The organism is Bradyrhizobium sp. USDA 3315 (assembly GCF_054056795.1).
Genome location: NZ_JBSRYP010000001.1, coordinates 6,433,915 through 6,459,718, shown reverse-complemented (window position 1 = coordinate 6,459,718; position 25,804 = coordinate 6,433,915). Strand labels below are relative to the sequence as shown.

Genomic DNA, 25,804 nt, shown 5'->3' with positions numbered 1-25,804 from the left:
CTCTCAGCCAGCCAGCCACCAGGTCTGGATCGTCGCCGCAAAATTGTTCAGCCCGTGCAGCAGGATGGTCAGCCAGGTCGAGCCGGTGCGGAAGCGCAAATAGCCGAACAGGAGGCCGATCGTCAGCACCTGGCAGAGGAAGAACCAGTCGTACTGCAGGTGCATCACCGTCCAGACGATCGACGACAGCAGGATCGCGCCATAGGGTCCGAGCGCGGATTCCGACCAGCCGCGGTAGAGCCAGCCGCGTGCGAACAGTTCCTCCCAGAGCGGCGCGGCCACGGCGAAGGCGATCACCAGGAGCCACAGTGCACTGTGCTCCTGCGCCGATTTCAGCACGTCGCCCATGAAGCCCGGCGACACCTCGCGGCCGGCGGCGCGGGACACCATGTCCCAGGCTCCGACCAGCACGACGAGCGCGACGATGCCGATGATCACGTTCTTCCACGACGTCCCGCGCAGCCCGAGGTAATCGGCGAACGGGATCCGGGTCCGGCGGATCGCGAACCACAGCACCAGCAGCACCATCGGCAGGCCGGCGAGGACCGAGAGCGAGATCGTCAGGCCGTCGGCGACCACATGAGTGATGCCGGCCGTCGACACCTCGCCGCCCTGCGCGACGATGCGCCAGACGATGACCGTGACCTGGCCGACGAACATCGCGGCGAAGATCAACAGGCCCCACAGCGCGGTGCCCCAGAATTTCCAGACCCGCGGGGGGAGCGGCGGCGGTTCGATCGCGGCAGTCGCGTCTTGCGGCGTGAGAGAATCCATCAGCGAACCTCGGCTCTATCAATTCGTCATGGCCGGGCTTGTCCCGGCCATCCACGTCTTTCCTTGCCCTGTCGAAGCAAAGACGTGGATGCCCGGCACAAGGCCGGGCATGACGGTGGTCAATGTGGTCATGGCAGCGCCCGCGCCAGCAGCGCGCGCTGATCGGCATCGGATAAGTCCACCGCGCCGTACATGCCGGCGTGGCGTTCGGCAAGCCGTGTCACCGCGAACAGTTCGGCGTTTTTCGGCGAGACCTGGTTGAGCGCCGCGGTTGCCGCCAGGAGCGCCAGCTGCTCGACCGCAAGCCGCGCGACGCGCTCGCTGTCCGGCCGCCGGAACGACTGCCCGATCGAGGCAACAGCCTCGGCGGCGCCGGGCAGGCCCCTGGTCTCCTCGGCGAGCGCGCGCAGCACCGCGAGCGCGGCATCGGCCTCGCGGCCGAGCGCGCGCAGCACGTCGAGGCACATCACGTTGCCGGACCCCTCCCAGATCGCGTTGACCGGCGACTCCCGGTAATGGCGCGCCAAAATGCCTTCCTCGACATAGCCATTGCCGCCGAGGCACTCCATCGCCTCATAGAGGAAGCCGGGCGCGCTCTTGCAGGTCCAGTATTTGATCGCCGGCGTCAGCAGCCGCATATAGGCGGCCTCACCCGCATCGCCCGGTGCGCGATCGAAGGCACGGCAGAGCCGCATCACCAGCGCGATGGACGCCTCGACATGCAGCGCCATGTCCGACAGCACCGCCTGCATCAGCGGCTGGTCGGCGAGGTGTTTCTGGAACACGCTGCGATGCCGCGCGTGATGGTGCGCATGCGCCAGCCCCGAGCGCATCAGCCCGGCGGATGCGATCGCGCAATCCTGCCGCGTCAGCTGCACCATCTGGATGATGGTGCGGATGCCCTTGCCTTCCTCGCCGATCAGCTCGGCATAGGCGCTGTGGAATTCGACCTCCGACGAGGCATTGGAGCGGTTGCCGAGCTTGTCCTTCAGGCGCTGGAAGTGGATCGCGTTGACCGTGCCGTCGGGCGCAAAGCGCGGCATGAAGAAGCAGCTCAGCCCATTCATGGTCTGCGCCAGCACCAGGAAGGCGTCGCACATCGGCGCCGACATGAACCATTTGTGCCCGGTGATGCGCCAGGCCCCGCCGTCGCGCTCGGCGCGCGTCATGTTGGCGCGCACATCCGTGCCGCCCTGCTTTTCCGTCATGCCCATGCCGAGGGTCATGCCGCGCTTGGTCCACCACGGCGCGAAGGTGGGATCGTAGGCGCGCGTTTCGATCACCGGCATCGTCTTCGCCAGAATGTCCGGCTGCGAGGCCAGCGCCGCGACCGAGGCGCGCGTCATCGTGATCGGGCAGAGATGGCCGGTCTCGACCTGCGCGGCGATGTAGAACCTTGCCGCGCGCACCACCTCGGCCGCCCCGCCGGCCGGCCTGCCGTCGGCGCTCCAGGTCGAATTGTGCACGCCGGCATGCGCGGAGTGCGCCATCAGCTCGTGATAGGCCGGGTGAAACTCGACCTCGTCGCGGCGATTGCCCCTGGCATCGAACAGCCGCAGTTTCGGCGTGTTCTCGTTGGCAACGCGGCCGCGCTCCGCCATGGCGGCGGATCCCCAATGCTTGCCGAAATCCGACAGCTCAGCCGTTGCCGCCGCCCCGCCATTGGCGGCAACCGCCGCGGCGAGCGGCGCATCCACCGTGAACAGGTCGATATTTTCGAACGGCGGCGACTGGTTGAAGACGTCGTGGGTGGCAAACGGAGCCTGCGTCATGGTCTCCTCGGCAACTGGTCTGCACGCATGCGGCCTGGACAACCGGCCTCTTCCGGCCGGGATCACGGGCCAGCCGCGGCGCAATGGAATCGGAGGATCATAAGCCTGCGAGCCGACGCGGGGCAGCGAAAAGTACACGTCCGCTGGATGCTTCCATGCTTTAGATGCTTGCGCGCTTGGGCGCATGGCGGCCGAGCCAGCGGTCGACCCAGTCATTGACGCGGGTCCGGTTCGCCTCCTTCCTGGGAGCCTGGACAGGAAAAATGTCGCCGCTGCTCAATTGCCGGTTATCGGGATAGGCCGCCAACTGCAGGTTGGACTCATGCGCGGCGCCGTCCACCGGCGAGATGTAGGCAAACCGGATCTCGATCTTGTGCTTGATGTCGGCGCCCTGCCACTTCGGATGATGGCGTGCCAGCAGCTCGGTAAGCTCGCACGGCAACAGATCGAAGGTCGAGCTTCGCGCCCCCTCGGTCTTCTCCATGTAGCATTGTTCCTTGACGCTGCTGACGCGCGCATCGATCGGCCGGAAGTTCAACCGCTTGTCGAGCTCGCTATAGACATAGAAGCTCGCGACGGCGACAGCGATCATAGCGTAGAGGCCAAGGCGCATGGTTGTGCTTCCGTCCTGTCGAACAGCGTCGGTCAAATCGAACGCGTCTTGTCCGCCTTGGTCTTGGAGGCGAGGACAGGAAACACGTCCCCGGCGCGCAGCGGCTTGCCGTTGGGGAAATAGGACATCTGCAGGCTCGACTGGTGGGTGGCCCCGTCGACCGGCGAGACATAGACGACCTTCACCTCGATCTTGTGCTTCACGTCATAGCCCTGCCACTTCGGATGCTCCTTGCGCAGCAGCTCGGCAATCTCGCAGCGAGTCAGATCGGAGGTCGACGTCGTCTTGGTGATGACCCCGCGCTCGACCTTTTCCAGATAGCATTGCTCGCTGACGCCGCTGATGCGGGCATCGACGCGCTGATAATTCGCGCTCTTGTCGTGTCGATCGTAGATCAAGACTCCGGCGACGCCGACGACGACAATTGCAATGGCTGCGAAACGCATGCTGCATGCTCCCGTGTTGCCCGCACTTCATACGGCCACAATTAAGGAGTGTTGAAAGTGCGCTCGGCTACTTTTGCGATGGCAAGCGTCGTCTTGCGAAAATGTTTCGGATTTGAGGAAAATCCTGCACTAGAGCTTCGCGCCAACCGGCGTCCATTTCGCTCGAAAACGCGCTACCGCGCCCGGACGATCGGGAAGTCGTAAGCTGGCCGGCCTGCCCCCGGCAGCGAAAAGTGCCACCATTCCTTGGCATAGTTCGCGAACGCTTGCCGGGCCATCGCCGCGACCAGCATGGCGCGCCAGCGCCTCTGCGCAGGCGTGATCGAGCCCGTCGCGGTGTGGGCCTTCAGGTCGGAACAATCGTAACCGGTGCCCATGTCGACGCTGCCCTCCGGAGCGCGCGTGGCGGCTGGCGCGGTGCAGTCGGCATAGTCCCTGGCCGGATCGAACTTGCGCGAATTGTCGGCGCCAAGATCGACCAGCGTGAGATCGACCGCGGCCCCTGTCGAATGGCCCGAATGGGTGGCGATGTAGCCGAGGCGGAACAGGTCCGCCTTCGAAAAGGCCGGGTTGTAGCGCCGCTCGGCGGCGGTCTCGGTGTCGTTCTTCGACCATGCCACCATGTCGGCGACGGCGCGAGCCGGCCGGTAGCAATCGAACATCTTCAGCGACAGTCTTTGCCGGGCCAGTTCCTGTTGCACGGCCTTGAGCCTAAGCCCGACCTCCCGCTTCACCACGCATTCCGCCGCGCCATAGCCCGCGATCGGCCGCCCCATGAAATTGTTCGCGCCGGCGTAGCGGATGTCCTGGATGATGGTCGGATCGATGTCGCGAAGGAACGCGAAGTCGCCGGGCAAGTTCTGAGCGAAGGCAGGCGAGATCGCCCCCGGGATCAATGCGATGGCCATCCATGCGATCACGACAATTTTCACGAGGTCTCGCTCCGGCGTCACGGCCGGGTATAGCCCGTCAGGAGGACGGCGTCGCTGCCGCTCCGCCTGTGCCCCGCCATCCACGTCTTGTTCCGGAAACCCCCGCAAAAGCAAGGCGCGGATGTCCCGCGGCGAGCCCCGGCAGGACCGCCGGGAAGGCGGCGATATCTTACTCGGGGAAAACTCCCGCGAGCCCTCTTCGCGCTTGCCCCACCGGCCATCCGCGCCTATAGCTCTCGCTTTAATGACCCCATCATTGAAATCGACTTTTGTCCTCGGTCACCGGCATCTGCTGGGCATCGAGGGCCTTTCCGCTGACGACATCACGGGCCTGCTCGACCTCTCCGAGGAGTATGTCGAGCTCAACCGCCAGGTCGACAAGAAGCGCGCCAGCCTGCGCGGCCGTACCCAGGTCAATCTGTTCTTCGAGGCCTCGACCCGGACCCAATCCTCGTTCGAGATCGCCGGAAAACGCCTGGGCGCCGACGTCATGAACATGTCGGTGTCGTCGATGTCGACCCGCAAGGGCGAGACCCTGATGGACACCGCGGTGACGCTGAACGCGATGCACCCGGACATCCTGGTGGTGCGCCACCACGCCTCCGGCGCGGTCGAGCTCCTGGCGCGCAAGGTTGACGGTTCCGTGATCAATGCCGGCGACGGCAGCCACGAGCACCCGACCCAGGCGCTGCTCGACGCGCTGACGATCCGCCGCAACAAGGGCCGGCTCGAGGGGCTGACGATCGCGATCTGCGGCGACGTGCTGCATTCGCGGGTGGCGCGCTCCAACATCTTCCTGCTCAACACGATGGGCGCACGCGTCCGCGTGGTGGCCCCCTCCACCCTGCTGCCGCCCGGCATCGAGCGGATGGGCGTCGAGGTCGCGCGCGACATGCGCGAGGGGCTGAACGGCGCCGACATCGTGATGATGCTGCGGCTGCAGCGCGAGCGCATGAACGGCTCCTTCGTGCCGTCGTCGGGCGAGTATTTCCACTATTTCGGCCTCGACCAGAAGAAGCTCGGCTATGCCAAGCCGGATGCGCTGGTGATGCATCCGGGCCCGATGAACCGCGGTGTCGAGATCGACACCTTCGTCGCCGACGGCGCGCAGTCGCTGATCCGTGAACAAGTTGAAATGGGTGTGGCAGTGCGTATGGCGGTGCTGGAAGCGCTCGCCCGCAACCTGCCAAACGCGTGAGACCGATGCTGACCGACCGCCGCCCCATCCTGCTCGCCAACGCCCGCGTCATCGATCCGTCGCGCGATTTCGACGGTCCGGGCGATGTCCTGATCGCCGACGGCGTCATCCGTGACGCCAAGCGCGGCATCGGCGCCGCCGGCGTCCCCGAAGGCACAGACATCGTCAATTGCGCCGGCAAGATCGTGGCCCCCGGCCTGATCGATATGCGCGCCTTTGTCGGCGAGCCCGGCGCCAGCCACCGCGAGACTTTCGCCTCCGCCAGCCAGGCCGCCGCGGCCGGCGGCATCACCACCATCATCTGCCAGCCCGACACCTCGCCGGTGATCGACAATTCGGCGACCGTCGACTTCGTGCTGCGCCGGGCCCGCGACACCGCGATCGTCAACATCCATCCGATGGCGGCGCTGACCAAGGGCATGCAGGGCCAGGAGATGACCGAGATCGGCCTGCTCAAGGCCGCCGGCGCCGTCGCCTTCACCGACGGCGACCGCAGCGTCACCAACGCCCAGGTGATGCGGCGCGCGCTGACCTATGCCCGCGATTTCGACGCGCTGATCGTGCATCACACCGAGGATCCGAATCTGGTGGGCGAAGGCGTGATGAACGAGGGCGAATTCGCCACAAGGCTCGGCCTCGCCGGCATTCCCACCGCGGCCGAGTCGATCATGCTCGAACGCGACATGCGGCTCGCAGGCTTGACCGGCGGGCGCTATCACGCAGCCTCGCTGACCTCGATCGAGTCGCTGGAGATCCTCAAGCGCGCCCGCGACGCCGGCCACAATGTCTCGGCCTCGGTCTCGATCAATCACGTGACGCTGAACGAGAACGACATCGGCCCCTACCGCACCTTCCTCAAGCTGGCCCCGCCGCTGCGCACCGAGGAGGACCGCAAGGCGCTGGTCGCGGCGCTGGCCTCCGGGCTGATCGACGTCGTGATGAGCGACCACAATCCGCAGGACGTCGAGGTCAAGCGGCTGCCGTTCGCGGAAGCGGCGAGCGGCGCAGTCGGCCTGCAGACCATGCTGCCGGCGGCGCTGCGGCTGATCCACAATGGCGAGATGGACTTCAAGACGCTGATCCGGGCGATGTCGACACGGCCGGCGGAGCTGCTCGGCCTGCCCGGCGGCACGCTGCGCGCGGGCGCGCCGGCCGACGTCATCGTGATCGACGCCGACACGCCCTGGGTCCTCGACCGCGACGATCTCAAATCACTGTGCAAGAACACGCCGTTCGACGACGCCCGCTTCTCGGGCCGCGTGACGCGGACGATCGTCGGCGGACGGACCGTTTACGAGCACGTCTGAAACTGGGGTGGAACTTAGCGCGACGCGAGTTGCGACATCGCTTCCATCGTTGTGCCAACGACGATGGCCGCGACGTAAACGACAAAGAAAAACTGCTCCAGCCGCCTGCGAACAGAAGCCATGATAAGCTCCCTCATTACCAAGGCCATGGTGCGGATTTATGGTTAATATTTCATTGACGGCACTGCCCCGTTCGGGCCGGACCGCTCCAGGGAACCACTGCGATGTCTGCTGATGGGCTGCTGCCGCTCGCCTTCCTGATCGGCTACCTGCTGGGCTCGATCCCGTTCGGCATGGTGCTGACCAGGATGGCCGGCACGCAGGATCTGCGCACGGTCGGCTCGGGCAATATCGGCGCCACCAATGTGCTGCGCACCGGCCGCAAGGGCCTCGCCGCGGCGACGCTGCTCGGCGACATGTTGAAGGGCACCGTCGCCGTCATCATCGCCGGCACCATCGACGGCCCGAACGCGGCGATGCTGGCGGCGCTGGGGGCTTTCCTCGGCCACCTCTTCCCGGTCTGGCTCAAGTTTCGCGGCGGCAAGGGTGTCGCGACCTATCTCGGCGTGCTGCTCGGCCTGTTCTGGCCGGCGGCGCTGATCTTCGCCGTGATCTGGCTCGGCACCGCCTACACCACGCGCTACTCGTCGCTGTCGGCGCTGATCGCCGCGTTCGTGACGCCGCTGTTCCTGTGGTGGTTCGGCCATAACGCGCTCGCCTCGCTGTTCGCCGTGCTGACGCTGCTGCTGTTCTACATGCACCGCGAGAACATCCAGCGCCTGCAGGCCGGTACCGAGGGCAAGATCGGCGAGCGGAAGTGACGTATGTCATTCCGGGGCATCGCGCAGCGATGAACCTCAGGTGCGCAGTTGCGCACCGGGGAATCCAGAAGTTGTGGGCCGAGATTCCGGGTTCGATGCGGCGCATCGCCCCGGAATGACCAAGCCTACCGCTTCAGCGCGTCCTCGACAAAGCTCGCGGCCGCCAGCGCTTTGGCATCATTGCCAAAACCCGCGATCACGGTCACGCCGACCGGCAATCCGCCCTCGGCGGTCAGCGTCGGCACATTGACGCAGGGCACGCCCAACAAGGTCCAGAGCCGGTTGTAACGGGGATCGCCGGTCGACGCCAAACCCTCGGGTGCCGCGCCCGGTGCCGACAGCGTCACGAGCACGTCGACCTCGGTGAGAACAGCAGCCAGCGCCTGCCGTGCGCGCAGCGTGACGTCCATCGCCGCGTCGTATTCCGCCGGCGTGCCACCCTTGCTCTCGTCGAGCCGGCCGCGCAGCAGCGGCGGCATCGCATCGTAGTTCTGGCCGTATTCCCAGGCGAACGACTGATGCGCCTCGAACTCCTGCACCACCGGATGGATCCGCCACGCCTCCGCGACGACCTCAGGCATCGCGAGTTCGCGCACGGTCGCACCGGCCTGCTCCGCCGCACGCGCGGCCTTCTGCAACGCCTCCGCGCCGGAAGGTTCAGGCGCGCCGGCGAAGGCCTGCGTGACGACGCCGATGCGCGGCGCGGAAACCTTCGACGGCACCACCAGCTCGGGCCGCTTCGTCATCGCAGCGAGCCCCAGCGCGACGTCGCGCACGCCGGCGCCGAACAGCCCGACGGTATCGAGCGTCCAGGAGAAGCATTTCACGCCGACGGTCGGCAGCAGCCGGTAGCTCGGCTTGATCGCGGCGACGCCGCAGAACGAGGCCGGTCGGATCACCGAGCCGCCGGTCTGCGTGCCGAGCGCGAGCGGGATCATCCCGGCGGCGACCGCGGCGGCCGAGCCCGACGACGATCCGCCCGGCGTGTGCGCGTGATTGTGCGGATTGAGCGTTGCGGTCGGATCGTTCGCCGCGAATGCCGTTGTCGTGGTCTTGCCGATGATGGTGGCGCCGGCCTGCTTCAGCGCCATCACGACCGGCGCGTCGGCGCGCGGCTGATGCCCGCGATAGATCGCGGCACCCATCTCGGTCGGGAGGTCAGCGGTATCGATGATGTCCTTGATACCGACCGCAATCCCGCGCAGCGGTCCGGAAGTTTGCGCACGCGCCTTCTCGTCGAGGCGGACGAAGGCGCCGATGGTCTTGTCCTGCGCCGCGATGGCGTCCCGCGTCTGCGCAATGGCGACATCGGTGGACAATTCGCCGGAGGCGATGCGGCGTTGGAGATCGGCAAGCGAAATCATCGGCGGATTCCTGTTTCTTGACGGTTTTTGGCGGCTTCTTGCCCAGCGCTTTTAGCGCGTCGCGCGCGGCTGCGCCAATGTCGCAGTTGATCACAATCTCAGGTTGGGCGAAGCAGCGCCCCGCATGCATGACCGCTCGCCCAGCCCTACAAGACTCACCGACACCGAACGGCTCAACCGCCTGCGGCTGATCCGCTCCGACAATGTCGGCCCGCGCGGTATTATGGCGCAAACGCCACAAGGCAATCATAGTTTAAGGCAACCCATTGGCCACTGTGCCAATGGTAGCCATGGAAAAAACTCCGCAGAAGCCGCGCGAGCCGCCGACTTACTGCCCCAAGTGTAATGGGCCGCTCCGTCTCTATCTCAAGCTAGACGGTTTAGAGGGACCGCCCGTCAGCGTCTATCGGTGCAGCCGATGTCAGGAAGTTGTTTGGAACGACTAAATCTCCTCTAATACCACCTGTTCCAGTTCCAGCGCTGCAACGCATGCAAGAAAGAAGATCGCCGTAAACGAACCGCGCTTTAGCTTCATGGTGATCCCGGCTTCAGTTTCATCCTTGAGACCGTGCTTCTTCAGCCGCTTGACCAATTCGGCATAGGTCACGTCGGCTTTCTTCATTTCCGCCTTGAGGAAGGCGCTGGCGCGCTCTCCCCATTCCTTTTCCGCCTTGGGTAGGACCATGGCATCTCCTATCGATTCCGTGAGCTAACAAATACGATAGACCGGCCTTGACTTCCGGTCAAACCCTTCATATCCGTTAGCTATCACATTCGATAGGATGCGGCGATGCGCGGCAGACCGACGAAAGACCCTCACACCCGACCGGCCATCAACACCCTTGAACGGCTCCATATGGAGCTGGGCGGACAGATACTCGCCAACCGGCAACAGCATGACGCCTTGGCTGAGCAGATGCGGCACGTCGAGGCCGTCATCAAGATGCTGGACCCCAGCTACAACCTGGGCCGGATCGCTGTGAAGCGGCGGAAGCCAAACCCGTGGTTCAAGCGCGGCACCCTCTATAGGCGGGCGCTGGACGTGCTCAGGACGGCCACGGAGCCGATGACCACCACGGAGCTGGCGAAGGCGGTTCTAGCTGCCCATGGCGTACAGGACGCGACCGGCGACGACGTACAGGGCATCGCGCTGGGTATCCAGCACAGTCTCAAGAACCATGAAGGGAAAGCGGTTGAGCGGGTTGGCGAGGCCAGTCCGGCTAGGTGGCAATTGGCGGTTTCGTTCGCAGATGCGAAATAGATCGCCTTACTGAGTGACGCCCGGCCATAGTGACGCGATCTGCGAGCAGGCGCTTTCGACTTCCTTCAACCTTTGCTTGATGGACTTGATACCGGGATAAACTTTGCCGCTGGCAAGATCGATGACCATGCAGTGCGCTGGTTGTGGCGAGCCATCCTTCCACAAGTGGTCTTTGCAGAAGGCATTCATCATTGCGGAGACGAGATTCGCTTGCTCTTCGTCCATCGGTTCGGTCTTAGGAAAGTGAAGCTTGACGCCTCCGACCAAATCCTCCCCGGTTTTTGTTTTCGAGTGAAGCGTGACCTCGGGCCGCACGGAGATTTCAACCCCGTTGAGGATCAGATGCGAAGCCCTCTGCGCACCCAGTTTTGCGGATGCTCCACCCAAATCAATATCGTCCAGCAATCCGTTGAACGTCTCGATGGCGTCGATGTTTCCTGCAATTCGGCGCGTTTCATAGACGTTGCCCGCGACCTTTTGACTCAGGGCAGCAACAGAATTGTCTAGAATTGCAAAGTCTGTCATTTCACTCGAAAGAAACCGCGCGATGGCTTCACCGGCTTCGCGATAGTATGCAGTGACGTAAGGGGGCGGAAACTTCGCGGTCCTTAGAATTTGATTTTGGCGGGGTGCTCGGCTCGTGACATACTGCGCCAGTTTGTTGACAGAGATTCGTGGTTCGTCTCTTTGCTTCGCCATATAGCCCCCAAGGAGAAAATGAATGGACGAATTTTTTGCCTCAAAGCCCGCAACCAATGACAGCTACCTGTGCGTCGGGCCTCTTACCAAATCGGAAGCCGCCGACGTCGCAGAAGCGGGAATCGGTAACGGCCTAGGATACTACCTATACGTGTCTGCAATTGACAGTAGGCCGGGTGCCGTAGAAGTACTGGCTCGTCTGGGCGGAGAGGATGCGGCGCGTCGCCTTTGTGATCTGCTGGGCCTCCGGGCCTATTCGCCGGTGTAGCGGAGACTGCGCCGCTCAATCTTCGATATGGCGTTGCCAGTAGCCCGTAAAGTCCGTGGACCTGCCCCGCTTCAGCGCCAGCGCTGCGATGCGGTTCACTTGATCCCCATTCGAGACCCGGCGATTGTCTTCACGCCATGAGGACTCCTGCGCGTAGCGGAGCAAGTACGCGCCAGCGATATGGTGGTGAATGCCGATCTCCGCACGACGCAGGCGGCTGAAATACTCCTCAGCCTGATTGGTGCAAGCGCCGTCGAGGCTGTACGCCTCCTGATGGTTGATGCGGCGCATCTCGAAACGCTCATGCAGACCATCCCAAGAGGCGGCTTCGTCAGCATTAACGACCGTCCCCTTCGCGATCCGGGCCTTGATAAATGCGGCGGCTTGGCTCTCGGAGCCGAACACGGCCGGGACGGAGTTGCCGCCGCGCTCGCGCACGATCACGACGACCTTGCGCTTGCCGTTCTGGTTACGGGCGAACCGGCGGTCAATGCGATCTTCTTTGAGGTTGGCGGGCTTGATGTAGCCACCGAAATAGCCGCCATCGACCTCAGCAACCTTGCCTTCGCCGCCGACGACGCGACCCTTCATTTCCTCAGCCATCGCCTCACGGAGCTTATGCAGGAGGACGAAGGCGGACTTGTAGGACAGACCCAGGTCACGGCTGAGCGCCAGCGCTGACTTGCCCTTCACCTCGTTGCAGAACACGGCAATGGCCGCCAGATAGCCGCGCAGGGGCAACTTGTGGCTGGCGAACAGCGTGCCGCTGGTGATGGTGAAGTCCTTCTTGCAACCTTTGCAGCGGAAGCGCAGGGAGCCATTCGGACGACGGGCTTCGTAAGCCTCTACGGAGCCGCAGGAGGGGCACACAGGAGCGCCAGCGGTCGAAGCCCAACGGATGGCCTTGAAGGCCGTCTCGGCTTCCGCGTCAGACATGCGGAAGACCTGAGCTAGGCTCAGGCTCTTTGCCGCTTTGCTGAGGAGGAAGTGCTGGGTCACAACCGTTACCTAACGAATACGATAGGTAACGAATATGATAGGTCGAGGCCAAGGTCAAGAAATCTATCGTTTTCGTTAGGTCACGAATTCGTTAGAATGGTGCGGCTGTATTATGTTATTGATTGGCCCTGTCTATTTGTTGTCGCTCCCAGAATTTTTGGCGTAGGCGCTCGAGATGGCTGATGTATTTCGATGCAGCCTCACTTCGCTCTGAGTTTATTAGGGCATTGAGCCGGAGACATGCATTCCGAGCAATCATGTAGTGCCGCAAATCTAATGCGTCGATGTTGGGGCGACGATCCTCCGGTATGTTTCTAAGGTCCTCTTCTCCCATAATGTTGGCGTCCGCCAAAATCGCATTAACCTCTGACCGCCATTGAGTGTTTGAAAGAACGTTGCGGACCTCATTTCTGTAGGCAATTGCCTTTTCACTCTCGGCTTTCATGGTCGCGCGGTCCAGATCATCTATGTCCGAAAACGCTGGCACCGGCGGGACCGCATTGAAAAGGATTGAGAGTGCCAGCGACTCCATCAGCGTCTCCATTGTCGCTGGTAAGTCTCGGTCATTGCCGAGCAGCTTTTGATTATTGCGGATTAGATTGCGTTCGATGGCGGCGATCTTAGAGACCCCATCACGCAGTTCTCCTAAGGCCTTCTCCGTGGTGTGCATTTGCACAATCTGGTTGGCATTAAATTGCCTTACCTCATCAAGAGCATTCCGAACGTCGCTATCGTCATAGGGCGCTGCTAGCTGTTGCGGCGCAACAGGCAGAAGGTCAAATCTAGCTTGCAATGCTTCAACCGCTTGGTGCGCGCTCTCATCTCTGATGTGGCGCTTGGTTTTGCCTAGCCATCCTGAGCGAAGGCCAAAATCCAAAAATAGAAGAGAGAAGATTGCTGTCCCGGTAAGGTTCAGCACCATTCTATTTTCGGCAAGCCCGTTAGCCCATTCTCTTAACGCGGGCCATTTTTCTGCAATCCAAGGCCAGAAAAGAGCTAGAAGCAGAAAGCCGCCAGCAACTGCCCAAAGCGCCGTTAAAATCTTTTTGCGGCCGCTGTCCACCATGGTTACGGCCGCCAAGGCAAATGCAATCGCGGTACCCCACAGGATGCCGAAAATTGCCAGATCATCTCCCTGCATGAATGCGCCCTCCCTAGGTACGGTACCCTAGGGGCGGGAGATTCTGAATAGGTGCAACCGCCCCGGGTCATCGCGGCCCGCTTGTGGCGTTTGCGCCATAATACCGGGCCCGCGCACCTTTGCATCGCTGCTCCGCCATTTTGGCGATGCGGCGCACGCGCTGGAGCGCCTGCCCGACCTCGCGCGCCGCGGCGGCGCCTCCGGCCCCGGGCGGATCTGCAGCGAGGCCGACGCCGCCGCCGAGCTCGCGGCCTGCCGCAAATTCGGCATCGATCTCGTCGCGCCGGAGGAAGCGCATTATCCGGCGCGGCTTGCCACCATCGACGACGCGCCGCCGCTTCTTGCCGTGCGCGGCGCGCGCGAGGTCCTGATGCGGCCGATGATCGCGATCGTCGGCTCGCGCAACGCCTCCGGCGCCGGGCTGAAATTTGCAGGCACCCTTGCGCGCGATCTCGGTGACGCCGGCTTTGTCGTGATCTCGGGCCTCGCCCGCGGCATCGATCAGGCAGCGCACCGCGCCACCGTTGCCAGCGGCACGGTCGCCGTGCTGGCCGGCGGCCACGACAGGATCTACCCGCCGGAGCACGAGGATCTGCTGGCCGCCCTCCTCGAGCGCGGCGCGGCGATCTCGGAGATGCCGCTCGGCCACGTGCCGCGGGCGCGCGACTTTCCCCGTCGCAACCGTTTGATCTCGGGCGCCTCGCTCGGCGTCGTGATCGTCGAGGCCGCGCATCGCTCGGGCTCGCTGATCACTGCGCGGATGGCGGCCGAACAGGGCCGCGAGGTGTTCGCGGTGCCAGGCTCGCCGATCGATCCGCGCGCCGCCGGCGCCAACGATCTGATCAAGCAAGGCGCCACCTTGGTCACCGAAGCCGCCGACGTCATCAGCGCGGTGACGCCGATCATGGAGCGGCCGGTGATGCTTGGCGCGCGCGAGGACGACGAGCCGCTGGACTTTGCCACTGATAGCGGCGATCGCGCCCGCATCATCGACCTGCTCGGGCCGAGCCCGATCAGCATCGACGATCTGATCCGGATGGCCGACGTGTCGCCGGCCGTTGTCCGCGCCGTGCTGCTCGAGCTCGAGCTCGCCGGCAGGCTCGAACGCCACGGTGGCGGACTGGTGTCGATGATCTAGCACGGGCTTGCGCCGACCTCCCCGTCATTGCGAGGAGCGACAGCGACGAAGCAATCCATCTCCCCGCTCGCGGCGCGATGGATTGCTTCGCTTCGCTCGCAATGACGCGGATGGAACTGGGTGCTTAACCATCGCTGTTGCGCGCATCGAAGTCGTTTCGTGCGCCTTCGATCTCCGGCAGATGCGCGAACGCCCACTGGCCGAGCGCCTTCACGGGTGCCGCCAGTCCGCGGCCGAGATCCGTCAGCTCATAGTCGACCCGCGGCGGGATGGTCGGAAACACCGTACGCGTCACCAGGCCGTCGCGCTCCAGCCCGCGCAGCGTGAGCGTCAACATCCGCTGCGAGATGCCATTGATCATGCGCTTCAACTCGTTGAAGCGCTTCGGCCCGTCGATCAGCATCATGATCACGAACACGCTCCATTTGTCGCCGACCCGCGCCAGCACGGAGGCGACCGCGCGGCAATCGCTGTGGTCGGGGCTGGGCCGCGGCGGCGGAGCAGTCACATCGATGTTCTCGGGTCTCATTTCTGTGCTCGGGTTTCAAAAATGTGCGTTCTTGCGGAGATTTAGGGCGGTCACTCATATAGCGCCAGTTACAAACCTATACCAAAGGTGACCCCAGCCATGAAACTTCTGCACATCGATTCCTCGGTCCTCGGCCCCCACTCCGTCAGCCGCCAGGTCTCGGCCGCTGCCGTCGCGCGGCTGCGCCAGGCCAATCCGGGCCTCGTCGTCAGCTACCGCGACCTCAGCCAGACGCCGCTCGCCCACCTCTCCGGCCTGCACCTCGCCGCCAGCCAGGGCGCGGCGCCGGACCCGTCGGTACGCGACGACATCGCGACCGGCCAGGCGGTGCTGGACGAGTTCCTCGCCGCCGACATCGTCGTGATCGGCGCGCCCATGTACAATTTCACGATTCCGAGCCAGCTCAAGGCCTGGATCGACCGCATCCTGGTCGCGGGCAAGACGTTCAAGTATGGCGCCGGCGGCGTCGAGGGACTGGCCGGCAACAAGCGCGTCATCATCGCGATCTCGCGCGGCGGCTATTACGGCGCCGACACGCCGATGGCCGCGCTCGAGCACCTCGAGACCTACCTGCGCGGCGTGTTCGGCTTCATCGGCGTCAGGAATGTCGAGTTCATCCCCGCCGACGGCATCCAGGTCGGCCCAGAGCATCGCGAAAAGGCTGTTGCGGGCGCGCTGCAGGCCGCCGGTAGCCTGAACGCAGCCTGATGTGATTCAAAGCGCCTGCCGTCGCTTGGCGGCGGCAGGCCGTTCAGGTGGAGGAACTCAGAACCAGACGCCCTGAATGCCGAGGATGACGGCGACCAGCGAAATCAACAGGCCGATGCCGGAGAACAGCGCGACCGTCACGAACTGCGTCGTATCTGAACTTTCGGATGCGGGCGAAACCGGGATCGACGTCGAAATGCGGGCTGCTTTCGGCATGGCGGCACTCCAAATGATTCCGTGGTGAAAAATTCCCCGCCCAATCAGGAGTCCGGGCAGTACGCCAAAGGTTCAATGCGCGCGATGATAGTCGCAAGCGAAACCGGCCGGTATGAAACGCTTCACACCGGCCGTTCGTTACAATGAGAAACAAACCAGAGCGTTTTCGAGCGAAGTGGATATCGGTTCGCGTGAAGAAAACGCGTCAGAATAAAACCAGAGCCCCGTTCCGATTTAATCGAAACGGAAAGGCCCTATCCGCGATAGATCGGTGCGCCCGCCGGTGATGCCGTTGCACCGCCATCGATGAACAGCTCCTGCCCCTGCACATGCGCGGCGTCGTCCGACGCGAGAAACAACACGGTCTTCGAAATGTGATCGGGCTCGCCGATCCGCCCGAGCGGCGTGGTCTTGCCGATCCGCTGCTCGAAGATCTTCTCGGCCTCGGGCGTCGCGATCGCCGCGCCCCAGATCGGCGTACGCACGGCACCCGGCGCCACCACGTTGACGCGGATGTTGCGCGGCGAGAATTCTGACGCCATCACCCGCGCCATCGCGCGCACGCCGGCCTTGCTCGCGGCATAGGCCGAGTAGCCGGGATTGCCCAGCACGGAAATCACCGAGCCGTTGAGAATGATCGATGCGCCGTCGTTGAGATACGGCGCGACCGCCTGCACCGTGAAGAACACACCGGTGAGATTGGTCCGGATCACATTCTCGAATGCGGCCAGCGTGGTGCCGCCCACCGGCGTCTGGCCGGGAATGCCGGCGTTGGCGAACAGCACGTCATACTTGCCGAACTTCTCGGCGCCCTGCTTCACCGCGGCTTCCAGCGCCGCGACGTCGGTGGCATCGGCCGCCACCGCGAGCGCGTTCGGCCCGAGCTCCCTGGATGCCGCCGCAAGCGTCTCCTTGTTGCGCCCGGTGATGACGACCTTGGCGCCCTCCGCCACGAACAGCTTCGCTGTCGCGAGCCCGATGCCGCTGTTGCCGCCGGTGATCAACGCCGTCTTGTTCGCCAGTCTCATGTCCGCCTCCAGTTGGTTGCATTATTAAACTTCGTTGCTTAGCTAGGGCATACGGTTTAATATTGCAACCACACAAGGTCGTGATGGCCCAAATCCCTGGAGACGGTCGGTGAAACGAACCAGCCTTGCCGGCGACAGCTGTCCCGTCGCGCGCGCGCTCGACGTGTTCGGCGACTGGTGGTCGCTCCTGATCATCCGCGACGCCAGCCTCGGCCGGCGCCGCTTCGGCGAATTCCAGGCGAGCCTCGGGCTTGCCAAGAACATCCTTGCCACCCGGCTGCGCGCGCTGGTCGAGCGCGGCATCCTGAAGACGGTCCCCGCCTCCGACGGCAGCGCCTATCAGGAATATGTCCTGACGCCAAAGGGCCACGGCATCTTTCCGATCCTGGTCGCGCTGCGGCAATGGACCGAGGAATTCGACGAGCATCCGGACGAGATCGCGACCATCCTGGTCGACCGCGACAAGGGCAAGCCGGTGAAGAAGCTCGCGCTCTATTCGCAGGACGGACGCGTGCTTGGCGCGGCCGACACCGCGCTGAAGCCGCGGCCTGCAGCAAAGCGCGCGCGGCGCCTCGTCAGTGCGTAGGATCGGTGTTGCTGGTACGACACGACGGGCAACTCACCAAAAACTTGTCAATCCTCGCCCGCGAAAATATTTCGCTTTATCCGAATACGCCTCGCGTCGCGAGGATGCGGATGTATGACTCACATACGACGACCCATATTGGGTGTCGTCCCTGCGAAAGCAGGGACCCATAACCACAAATGCTGGTTGTTGAACGATGCTGAGACGACGAGTCCCATTCACAACACCCGCTGCGGCGTATGGGTCCCGGCCTTCGCCGGGACGACGGCGGTGGATGTGGCGCGAGCTAGCGTTCTTCCTTTCTCCAGGAAGCGTCGCAAATCACGCCTTCTGTTTCGCCGCGGCCCTCGATTCAAGCACGGCCGTCTCTGGAATACTGGATCACCTGCCTTCGCCTTCGCGGGTGATGACACCGCGCCGTTTGACATCATGAATCGAGAACCATCCCCACCGTCGTCCTGGCGAAAGCCCATAGGCGCTAAAATAGGATTTGCGCCTTGGATTCGCTTGTGATTCCAAGATGGAATGGCACACGAATCGCTTGTGAACAAAGATTGGGCGCGCGTTGTCGCCCGACTTGGCGGAGCCGAGGCTCTGAACATTAGCGCGCGCAAGACGAAGGCGTTTGTCCGTCCGCGGGAGATCAGCAATGCGGTCGACTTGCTGCGCCTGATCTTGGCTTATTGCCTTGGTGAGAAAGGGCTGCGGTTGACGGCGGCATGGGCCACGTCGGTTGGGCTTGTCGATATCTCCAACGTGGCTCTGTTGTATCGCTTACGTCAGTGCGGAGATTGGCTGGCAATCTTGGTCGAGCAGGCGCTTGCCGCCGCGGCGCCGAAGGCGAGCCGCGGTCGTCTGATCCGTATTGTTGACGCCACGACGGTCCCCAAGGCTGGGACGAGCGGCAGGAACAAGAACGCAGTGTGGCGTATCCATAGCGCGTTCGATCTTCCGCAGGAGCGCTTTGGTCACTTCGAACTGACCGATCAGCGAGCGGGCGAGACGCTGGATCGGATACCGGCGGTTGCCGGTGAGATCCGTCTTGCCGATCGCGCCTATCTGCAACCGGAGCGCATGGCGCATCTCGTCGATGCCGATGCGGACTTCGTGATCCGGGCCGGCTGGAAGAGCGCGCGCTGGCTCGATGCCGAAGGTAATCTTGTTGACCTCACTGCCGAACTGCGCAACGCCTCGGCGCGTGGCCTGATCGATCGGCCGATTTGGATAAAGCGCAAGTCAGGTGCGCCGCCGCTCGCAGTGCGTCTGGTTGCCGCGAAGAAGCCGGCGCAAGCTGCTGCGGCTGCGCGACGCAAGGCGCGCCGGACTGCACAAAAGGGAGGTCATCAGCTCTCCAGGCAAACACTTGACGCCGCAGATTGGGTGATCCTGGTGACCTCACTCAGGCCAGAGGACTTCACGACTGCAGATATCCTCGCCCTCTATCGGCTGCGATGGCGCATTGAGCTCGGCTTCAAGCGGCTGAAAAGCCTGATTGGCCTGAAGGGACCTCCCGGAACCGACGAGCGGTCCGCCAGACCCCATATCCTCGCTCATCTGCTGATCATTCTATTGCTCGAGCCGCTCGTCGACGAACTCGAAGACTCTCCCCGCTTGGCCGACGCCGCCTGACCCACCCAGTGACGTGGCGTCTGCTGCGCCAGCTCGTAGCTTCGCTACGGCAAGCGATCATTCCACAGCCCGCAATCGCTCTACTCTGCAGAGCCAGTCACGCTCTCCGGCGACATCTACGCGAGCCACCCAGACATAAGCGCCACTATCAGACTATGATCAAACTATCTTAGCGCCTATGGGCGAAAGCCAGGACCCATTACCCCAAATCTCAATTGATGCGCGACGTTGGGGCCACAATCTCGTTCATGGTGGTTATGGGTTCTGGCTTTCGCCAGGACGACGAATGGAGAGAGCTCCGCTCATAGGCGCCCTGCTTCCCGTAACGCCCCTCACGACAGCTTCCTCCGGCTGCGCGAGCGCAACTGCTCGTCGGCCTCCAGACGGGCCATCGCGAATAGGCGCTCGAGGACTTCGAATTTGTGGCGCTGGGCGAGTTTGGCGAGTTCGGTCGCCGCCGCTGCGATCAGGACCAGGGCGTCGTTCGGGCCGCCCTCCCCAGTCGTCTCGTCGCCCGCCGGTCGCCGCCGCCGGACGCCTTGCGCTTCCGGCCGCCCCCTGTGCTGCTCAAAAGGCCTAATCCGATTCCTACCCTATATATATAAAGAGATACGCCCTTTCCGGCCGCAACTCTAGGACGCATTTTGCAACCCCTGGGATAGAAACTCCACAGCTTGGCGCCTCCCTTCAATATCTGGCGATTTGACAGGGACCGCCCCAGCACCCATGTTCGCCCCGACACGGCGGGCCGCGAGTCTAGCGGAATCCGTCTTCAAGTTTTCCCGTAAGCTATTGGAATGACATGAATATCGTCATTGTGGAGTCGCCGGCCAAGGCCAAGACGATCAACAAATATCTGGGGTCCTCCTATGAGGTCCTGGCGTCGTTCGGCCATGTTCGCGACCTCCCGGCCAAGAATGGTTCCGTCGATCCCGACGCCAATTTCCAGATGATCTGGGAGGTCGATGCCAAGGCCGCGAGCCGGCTCAACGATATCGCCAAGGCGCTCAAGGGGGCCGACCGTCTGATCCTCGCAACCGACCCTGATCGCGAGGGCGAGGCGATCTCCTGGCACGTGCTGGAGGTGATGAAGGAGAAGCGCGCGCTGAAGGACCAGAAGGTCGAGCGCGTGGTGTTCAACGCCATCACCAAGCAGGCCGTCTCCGAGGCGATGAAGGCGCCGCGCCAGATCGATGGCGCGCTGGTCGACGCCTATATGGCGCGTCGTGCGCTGGACTATCTGGTCGGCTTCACCCTCTCCCCGGTGCTGTGGCGCAAGCTACCCGGCGCCCGCTCCGCCGGCCGTGTGCAGTCGGTCGCGCTGCGGCTGGTCTGCGACCGCGAGCTCGAGATCGAGAAGTTCGTGCCTAAGGAGTACTGGTCGCTGGTCGCGACGCTGCTGACGCCGCGCGGCGACGCTTTCGAGGCGCGGCTGGTCGGCGCCGACGGCAAGAAGATCGCACGGCTCGACATCGGCTCCGGCGCGGAAGCCGAGGATTTCAAGAAGGCGATCGAGGCCGCGCTGTTCAAGGTCGCGACCGTCGAGGCCAAGCCGGCGCGGCGCAATCCGCAGGCACCCTTCACCACCTCGACCCTGCAGCAGGAAGCGAGCCGCAAGCTCGGCTTCGCGCCGGCACACACCATGCGCATCGCGCAGCGGCTCTATGAGGGCATCGACATCGGCGGCGAGACCACCGGCCTCATCACCTATATGCGAACCGACGGCGTGCAGATCGCCCCCGAAGCGATCACGCAGGCGCGCAAGGTGATCGGCGAGGACTATGGCAACGCCTACGTGCCGGACGCCCCACGCCAGTACCAGGCCAAGGCCAAGAACGCGCAGGAAGCCCACGAAGCGATCCGCCCGACCGATCTGTCGCGTCGCCCGGCCACCATCGGCCGAAGACTCGATGCCGATCAGGCGCGGCTTTATGAATTGATCTGGAAGCGCACCATTGCGAGCCAGATGGAGTCGGCCGAACTCGAGCGCACCACCGTCGACATCGAGGCCAAGGCCGGCTCCCGCGTGCTGGAATTGCGCGCCTCCGGCCAGGTCATCAAGTTCGACGGCTTCCTCGCGCTCTATCAGGAAAGCCGCGACGACGAGGAGGACGAGGATTCGCGCCGCCTGCCCGCGATGAGCGAGGGCGAGGCGGTGAAGCGCCAGAGCCTCGCCGTCACCCAGCATTTCACCGAGCCGCCGCCGCGCTTCTCGGAAGCCTCGCTGGTGAAGCGGATGGAGGAGCTCGGCATCGGCCGCCCCTCGACCTACGCCTCGATCCTGCAGGTCCTGAAGGACCGCGGCTATGTCAAGCTCGAGAAGAAGCGGCTGCACGGCGAAGACAAGGGCCGCGTCGTGGTCGCGTTCCTGGAGAACTTCTTCTCGCGCTACGTCGAATATGACTTCACTGCCGATCTCGAGGAGCAGCTCGACCGCATCTCCAACAACGAGATCGCCTGGCAGCAGGTGCTGCAGGACTTCTGGCGCGGCTTCATCGGCGCGGTCAACGACATCAAGGACCTCCGGGTCGCCGAGGTGCTCGACGCGCTCGACGAGATGCTCGGCCCGCACATCTATCCGCCGCGCGCGGATGGCGGCGACGTCAGGCAATGCCCGACCTGCGGCACCGGCCGGCTCAACCTCAAGGCCGGCAAGTTCGGCGCCTTCGTCGGCTGCTCGAACTATCCGGAATGCCGCTACACCCGTCCGCTCGCGGCCGACAGCGCCGAGAGCGCCGACCGCGTGCTCGGCACCGATCCCGACACTGGCTTCGATGTCACGGTGAAGGCCGGCCGCTTCGGCCCCTACATCCAGCTCGGCGAGCAGAAGGATTACGCCGAGGGCGAGAAGCCGAAGCGCGCGGGCATTCCGAAGGGCACCTCGCCCGCCGATGTCGATCTCGAACTGGCGCTGAAGCTGTTGTCGCTGCCGCGCGAGATCGGGAAGCATCCGGAAACCGGACAGCCGATCACCGCCGGCCTCGGCCGGTTCGGGCCGTTCGTCAAGCACGAGAAGACCTATGCCAGCCTCGAGGCCGGCGACGAGGTCTTCGACATCGGGTTGAACCGCGCCGTCACGCTGATCGCGGAGAAGATCGCGAAGGGCCCGAGCGGCCGCCGTTTCGGCGCCGATCCCGGCAAGCCGCTCGGCGATCACCCGACGCTCGGCGCGGTCGCGCTGAAGAACGGCCGCTACGGTGCCTATGTCGCGGCCGGCGGCGTCAACGCGACGATCCCGAGCGACCGCGCGCCCGACCAGATCACGCTCGCCGAGGCGATCGCGCTGATCGACGAGCGCGCGGCCAAGGGCGGCGGCAAGAAGGCCAAGAAGGCGAAGGCGGAAAAGCCCGCCAAGGCCACGAAGGCCAAGGCAGCAAAGGCTGAAGATGCCGACGGTGACGCCGACGCCAAGCCCGCCAAGAAGGCTGCGTCGAAAAAAGCCGCGGCGAAGCCGAAGACGGATGCGACCAGCAAGGCGCGCGCGCCGGTCGCCTCCGGTGCCAAGACGTCGCCTGCAAAATCATCGGCACCAGCGAAAGCGCCCGCGAAGAAGAGCGCCGGCAAGGCACGAGGATAAGTGAAACGAAAACCCGACCATGGCTTTCCGGGCCGGGATGCCATCGTCGCCTTCATCCGCGCCAATCCAGGCAAGGTCGGCACCCGCGAGATCGCGCGCGAGTTCGGCCTGAAGAACGCCGACCGCGTCGAGCTGAAGCGGATCCTCCGCGAGCTCGCCGACGATGGCACGATTGCCAAGCGCGGCCGCAAGATCCACGAGCCGGCGGCGCTGCCGCCGACCCTGCTCGCCGACATCACCGGCCGCGACAGCGACGGCGAGCTGATCGCCACGCCCGCCGAGTGGGACTCGGACGAGAACGGCACCGCCCCGAAAATCCGTATCGAGACGCCGCGGCCGCCGAAGCCCGGCACCACCGCCGGCGTCGGCGACCGCGCGCTGCTGCGCGTCGAAGTCACGGACGAGCAAGACGGCACACCCTATCGCGGCCGCGTCATCAAGGTGATCGATCACGGGCGCACCCGGATCCTCGGCATCTTCCGTCGCAATCCCGATGGCGGCGGGCGCCTGATCCCGGTCGACAAGAAGCAGGCCGGCCGCGAGCTCAACATCGCCAAGGCCGACAGCGGCGGCGCCGAAGACGGCGATCTCATCAGCGTCGACCTGATCCGCACCCGCGGCTACGGCCTCGCCTCCGCCCGCGTCAAGGAGCGGCTCGGTTCGATCGCCAGTGAGAAGGCGATCAGCCTGATCGCGATCAACACCCACGATATCCCGCAGGTGTTCTCCACTTCTGCGCTGCGCGAAGCTGAAGACGCCAAGCCCGCAACCTTGCAGGGCCGCGAGGACTGGCGTGACGTGCCGCTCGTCACCATCGATCCGCCGGATGCCAAGGATCACGACGACGCGGTGCATGCGGAAGTCGATCCCGATCCGAACAACAAGGGCGGCTTCATCGTCCATGTCGCGATCGCCGACGTCGCCTTCTATGTGCGGCCCGGCTCGGCGCTCGACCGCGACGCGCTGCAGCGCGGCAACTCGGTGTATTTCCCTGATCGCGTCGTGCCGATGCTGCCCGAGCGCATCTCCAACGATCTCTGTTCGCTGGTGCCGGGCGAGCCGCGCGGCGCGCTCGCGGTGCGCATGGTGATCGGCGCCGACGGCCGCAAGCGCTCGCATACCTTCCACCGCGTGCTGATGCGCTCGGCCGCAAAGCTCCATTACGCGCAGGCACAGGCTGCGATCGACGGCAGGCCCGATGACACCACCGGCCCCATCCTCGATCCGATCCTGAAGCCGCTGTGGTCGGCCTACGAGCTGGTCAAGCTTGCACGCAACGAGCGCGACCCGCTCGATCTCGATCTGCCCGAGCGCAAGATCCTGCTGAAAGCCGACGGCACCGTCGATCGCGTGATCGTGCCGCAGCGGCTCGACGCGCACCGGCTGATCGAGGAGTTCATGATCCTCGCCAACGTCGCCGCGGCCGAGATGCTGGAGAAGAAGGCGCTGCCGCTGATCTACCGCGTGCACGACGAGCCAAGCCAGGAGAAGGTGCACAACCTGCAGGAATTCCTCAAGACGCTCGACCTGCCCTTCACCAAGCAGGGCGCGCTGCGTCCCACGCAATTCAACCGCGTGCTGGCGCAGGTTGCCGGCGAGGACTACGAGCCGCTGGTCAACGAGGTGGTGCTGCGTTCGCAGGCGCAGGCCGAATACTCCGCCGAGAACTACGGCCATTTCGGCTTGAACCTGCGTCGCTACGCGCACTTCACCTCGCCGATCCGCCGCTATGCCGATCTGATCGTGCATCGCGCGCTGATCCGCGCGCTCGGGCTTGGCGAAGGCGCGTTGCCGACCGATGAGACCGTGGAGACGCTCGCCGAGATCGCCGCGCAGATTTCCGTCACCGAGCGCCGCGCGATGAAGGCGGAGCGTGAGACCACCGACCGCCTGATCGCGCATTTCCTTGCCGATAAGGTCGGCGCCTCGTTCCAGGGCCGCATTTCCGGCGTGACGCGATCCGGCCTGTTCGTGAAGCTCGACGACACCGGCGCCGACGGTCTGATCCCGATCCGCACCATCGGCAGCGAATATTTCAATTACGACGAAACCCGCCACGCGCTGATCGGCACGCGCAGCAACACCATGTATCGGCTCGGCGACGTCGTCGATGTGCGTCTGGTGGAGGCCGCGCCGATAGCGGGCGCGCTGCGGTTTGAGTTATTATCCGATGGTCAGGCAATTCCGCGCGGCAGAAAACGCGACAGCGTAACGGCCGAGCGCCGTGCCGCCGGATTTGGCAATGGACCGAAAGGATCAGGCAAGAAGGCGCACAAGGAGCGGAAATCGCGCAAGAAGGATCGCAAGCCGGCGCAGCAGAAGTCCGGCAAATCGAAGCGAGGCAAGTCATGGATGTGACACCGCCGACGGTGGTCTGGACTCGCGAGGCGGCCGAGCCCGAGAAGCGCGACGTGTGGAGCGCGATGAAGCGCGGGTTCCGCAGCCGTTGTCCGCGCTGCGGAAAAGGCAGACTGTTCCGCAAGTTTCTCAAATGCGACGGCCATTGCCCGGTCTGCGACCTCGACTTCACGCCGCATCGCGCCGACGATCTGCCTGCCTATCTCGTCATCGTTATCGTCGGCCATATCGTGGTACCGATGGCGCTGTGGATCGAGACTAATTATTCGCCGCCGGTGTGGCTGCAACTTGCGATCTATCTGCCGTTCACGCTGTTCGCATCGCTGGCGCTGTTGCAGCCGGTGAAGGGAGCCGTGATCGGCTTGCAATGGGCCCTGCGCATGCATGGCTTTGACGAGAATCCCCCTAGCGACATCCCGCCGGTCTAGCTAAACCGGGCC

Annotated in this window: 25 protein-coding genes and 1 pseudogene; 13 read left to right on the top strand and 13 right to left on the bottom strand. The window is 64.2% G+C overall.

Annotated elements, in window-relative coordinates:
- Positions 1 to 3 precede the first annotated feature (3 nt).
- The 5 genes from ACVIYL_RS30200 to ACVIYL_RS30180 form a co-directional block, all read right to left on the bottom strand.
- Positions 4 to 774, bottom strand: a complete 771-nt coding sequence (locus tag ACVIYL_RS30200; protein WP_141341898.1) for a CPBP family intramembrane glutamic endopeptidase — start codon at positions 772 to 774, stop codon at positions 4 to 6.
- A gap of 128 nt (positions 775 to 902) precedes the next feature.
- Positions 903 to 2,546 (bottom strand): acyl-CoA dehydrogenase family protein, encoded by a 1,644-nt coding sequence (locus tag ACVIYL_RS30195; RefSeq protein WP_253608369.1) that lies wholly within the window; start codon positions 2,544 to 2,546, stop codon positions 903 to 905.
- Positions 2,547 to 2,706: 160 nt separating this feature from the next.
- The gene (locus tag ACVIYL_RS30190; RefSeq protein WP_253608368.1) at positions 2,707 to 3,159 is read right to left on the bottom strand and encodes a hypothetical protein; all 453 of its coding nucleotides are present in this window, start codon (positions 3,157 to 3,159) and stop codon (positions 2,707 to 2,709) included.
- A 32-nt stretch (positions 3,160 to 3,191) separates the two neighbouring features.
- Complete coding sequence (locus ACVIYL_RS30185; protein ID WP_092078151.1) at positions 3,192 to 3,605, bottom strand: hypothetical protein; 414 nt, start codon at positions 3,603 to 3,605, stop codon at positions 3,192 to 3,194.
- Positions 3,606 to 3,778: 173 nt separating this feature from the next.
- On the bottom strand, positions 3,779 to 4,513 hold the full coding sequence (locus ACVIYL_RS30180) for a M15 family metallopeptidase (RefSeq protein ID WP_253609995.1): 735 nt from the start codon (positions 4,511 to 4,513) through the stop codon (positions 3,779 to 3,781).
- 268 nt (positions 4,514 to 4,781) lie between these two features.
- On the opposite strand from ACVIYL_RS30180, the gene ACVIYL_RS30175 reads away from it, so the two are divergent.
- The 3 genes from ACVIYL_RS30175 to plsY all read left to right on the top strand — a co-directional run bounded on the left by ACVIYL_RS30175 (position 4,782) and on the right by plsY (position 7,863).
- A complete protein-coding gene (locus tag ACVIYL_RS30175) occupies positions 4,782 to 5,735 on the top strand; it encodes an aspartate carbamoyltransferase catalytic subunit (RefSeq protein WP_026192854.1) in 954 nt (317 codons plus the stop codon).
- Positions 5,736 to 5,740: 5 nt separating this feature from the next.
- Positions 5,741 to 7,042 carry a dihydroorotase gene (locus ACVIYL_RS30170; protein WP_141341912.1) on the top strand — a complete coding sequence of 434 codons (1,302 nt, stop codon included), beginning with the start codon at positions 5,741 to 5,743 and terminating at the stop codon, positions 7,040 to 7,042.
- 224 nt (positions 7,043 to 7,266) lie between these two features.
- Positions 7,267 to 7,863, top strand: a complete 597-nt coding sequence (plsY, locus tag ACVIYL_RS30165) for a glycerol-3-phosphate 1-O-acyltransferase PlsY (protein WP_076834465.1) — start codon at positions 7,267 to 7,269, stop codon at positions 7,861 to 7,863.
- A gap of 125 nt (positions 7,864 to 7,988) precedes the next feature.
- Here plsY and ACVIYL_RS30160 read toward each other — a convergent pair whose 3' ends face one another.
- Complete coding sequence (locus ACVIYL_RS30160) at positions 7,989 to 9,227, bottom strand: amidase (protein ID WP_253608367.1); 1,239 nt, start codon at positions 9,225 to 9,227, stop codon at positions 7,989 to 7,991.
- A 124-nt stretch (positions 9,228 to 9,351) separates the two neighbouring features.
- On the opposite strand from ACVIYL_RS30160, the gene ACVIYL_RS30155 reads away from it, so the two are divergent.
- Complete coding sequence (locus ACVIYL_RS30155) at positions 9,352 to 9,573, top strand: hypothetical protein (RefSeq protein ID WP_456780433.1); 222 nt, start codon at positions 9,352 to 9,354, stop codon at positions 9,571 to 9,573.
- A 96-nt stretch (positions 9,574 to 9,669) separates the two neighbouring features.
- Here ACVIYL_RS30155 and ACVIYL_RS30150 read toward each other — a convergent pair whose 3' ends face one another.
- Complete coding sequence (locus tag ACVIYL_RS30150) at positions 9,670 to 9,912, bottom strand: DUF6471 domain-containing protein (RefSeq protein WP_253608365.1); 243 nt, start codon at positions 9,910 to 9,912, stop codon at positions 9,670 to 9,672.
- A 105-nt stretch (positions 9,913 to 10,017) separates the two neighbouring features.
- Here ACVIYL_RS30150 and ACVIYL_RS30145 point away from each other — a divergent pair, with 105 nt between their 5' ends.
- Entirely contained in the window at positions 10,018 to 10,488 is a 471-nt protein-coding gene (locus ACVIYL_RS30145; protein ID WP_456780432.1) for a hypothetical protein, read from the top strand.
- Between the two features lie 6 nt (positions 10,489 to 10,494).
- Here ACVIYL_RS30145 and ACVIYL_RS30140 read toward each other — a convergent pair whose 3' ends face one another.
- Positions 10,495 to 11,187: a hypothetical protein gene (locus ACVIYL_RS30140; RefSeq protein ID WP_456780431.1), complete on the bottom strand. Its 693-nt coding sequence runs from the start codon at positions 11,185 to 11,187 to the stop codon at positions 10,495 to 10,497.
- A 22-nt stretch (positions 11,188 to 11,209) separates the two neighbouring features.
- Between ACVIYL_RS30140 and ACVIYL_RS30135 the strand changes: the two genes are divergently transcribed.
- Positions 11,210 to 11,455, top strand: a complete 246-nt coding sequence (locus tag ACVIYL_RS30135) for a hypothetical protein (protein WP_456780430.1) — start codon at positions 11,210 to 11,212, stop codon at positions 11,453 to 11,455.
- A gap of 15 nt (positions 11,456 to 11,470) precedes the next feature.
- On the opposite strand, the gene ACVIYL_RS30130 is transcribed toward ACVIYL_RS30135, so the two are convergent.
- Together ACVIYL_RS30130 and ACVIYL_RS30125 are read right to left on the bottom strand one after the other, a co-directional pair.
- A complete protein-coding gene (locus ACVIYL_RS30130) occupies positions 11,471 to 12,454 on the bottom strand; it encodes an IS1595 family transposase (RefSeq protein ID WP_456780429.1) in 984 nt (327 codons plus the stop codon).
- A 115-nt stretch (positions 12,455 to 12,569) separates the two neighbouring features.
- Positions 12,570 to 13,595: a hypothetical protein gene (locus tag ACVIYL_RS30125; protein WP_456780428.1), complete on the bottom strand. Its 1,026-nt coding sequence runs from the start codon at positions 13,593 to 13,595 to the stop codon at positions 12,570 to 12,572.
- A gap of 106 nt (positions 13,596 to 13,701) precedes the next feature.
- On the opposite strand from ACVIYL_RS30125, the pseudogene dprA reads away from it, so the two are divergent.
- Positions 13,702 to 14,733, top strand: a pseudogene (dprA, locus tag ACVIYL_RS30120) (DNA-processing protein DprA); the annotation flags it as partial.
- A 124-nt stretch (positions 14,734 to 14,857) separates the two neighbouring features.
- On the opposite strand, the gene ACVIYL_RS30115 reads toward dprA, so the two are convergent.
- Positions 14,858 to 15,262 (bottom strand): winged helix-turn-helix transcriptional regulator, encoded by a 405-nt coding sequence (locus ACVIYL_RS30115; RefSeq protein ID WP_253608360.1) that lies wholly within the window; start codon positions 15,260 to 15,262, stop codon positions 14,858 to 14,860.
- Between the two features lie 99 nt (positions 15,263 to 15,361).
- On the opposite strand from ACVIYL_RS30115, the gene ACVIYL_RS30110 reads away from it, so the two are divergent.
- On the top strand, positions 15,362 to 15,970 hold the full coding sequence (locus ACVIYL_RS30110; protein WP_253608359.1) for an FMN-dependent NADH-azoreductase: 609 nt from the start codon (positions 15,362 to 15,364) through the stop codon (positions 15,968 to 15,970).
- Positions 15,971 to 16,027: 57 nt separating this feature from the next.
- Here ACVIYL_RS30110 and ACVIYL_RS30105 read toward each other — a convergent pair whose 3' ends face one another.
- Positions 16,028 to 16,186 carry a hypothetical protein gene (locus ACVIYL_RS30105; RefSeq protein WP_092078167.1) on the bottom strand — a complete coding sequence of 53 codons (159 nt, stop codon included), beginning with the start codon at positions 16,184 to 16,186 and terminating at the stop codon, positions 16,028 to 16,030.
- 254 nt (positions 16,187 to 16,440) lie between these two features.
- A complete protein-coding gene (locus ACVIYL_RS30100) occupies positions 16,441 to 17,214 on the bottom strand; it encodes an SDR family NAD(P)-dependent oxidoreductase (protein WP_057020793.1) in 774 nt (257 codons plus the stop codon).
- Between the two features lie 109 nt (positions 17,215 to 17,323).
- On the opposite strand from ACVIYL_RS30100, the gene ACVIYL_RS30095 reads away from it, so the two are divergent.
- From ACVIYL_RS30095 to ACVIYL_RS30075, 5 genes are all read left to right on the top strand, one after another.
- A complete protein-coding gene (locus ACVIYL_RS30095; protein WP_253608358.1) occupies positions 17,324 to 17,800 on the top strand; it encodes a winged helix-turn-helix transcriptional regulator in 477 nt (158 codons plus the stop codon).
- A 543-nt stretch (positions 17,801 to 18,343) separates the two neighbouring features.
- Positions 18,344 to 19,429 carry an IS4 family transposase gene (locus tag ACVIYL_RS30090; protein WP_253604643.1) on the top strand — a complete coding sequence of 362 codons (1,086 nt, stop codon included), beginning with the start codon at positions 18,344 to 18,346 and terminating at the stop codon, positions 19,427 to 19,429.
- An 802-nt stretch (positions 19,430 to 20,231) separates the two neighbouring features.
- A complete protein-coding gene (gene topA / locus ACVIYL_RS30085; protein WP_253608357.1) occupies positions 20,232 to 23,006 on the top strand; it encodes a type I DNA topoisomerase in 2,775 nt (924 codons plus the stop codon).
- The gene (gene rnr / locus ACVIYL_RS30080; protein WP_253608356.1) at positions 23,007 to 25,364 is read left to right on the top strand and encodes a ribonuclease R; all 2,358 of its coding nucleotides are present in this window, start codon (positions 23,007 to 23,009) and stop codon (positions 25,362 to 25,364) included.
- Positions 25,355 to 25,792, top strand: a complete 438-nt coding sequence (locus tag ACVIYL_RS30075; RefSeq protein WP_253608355.1) for a DUF983 domain-containing protein — start codon at positions 25,355 to 25,357, stop codon at positions 25,790 to 25,792. Before rnr ends, ACVIYL_RS30075 begins: the two co-directional genes overlap by 10 nt.
- Positions 25,793 to 25,804 lie beyond the last annotated feature (12 nt).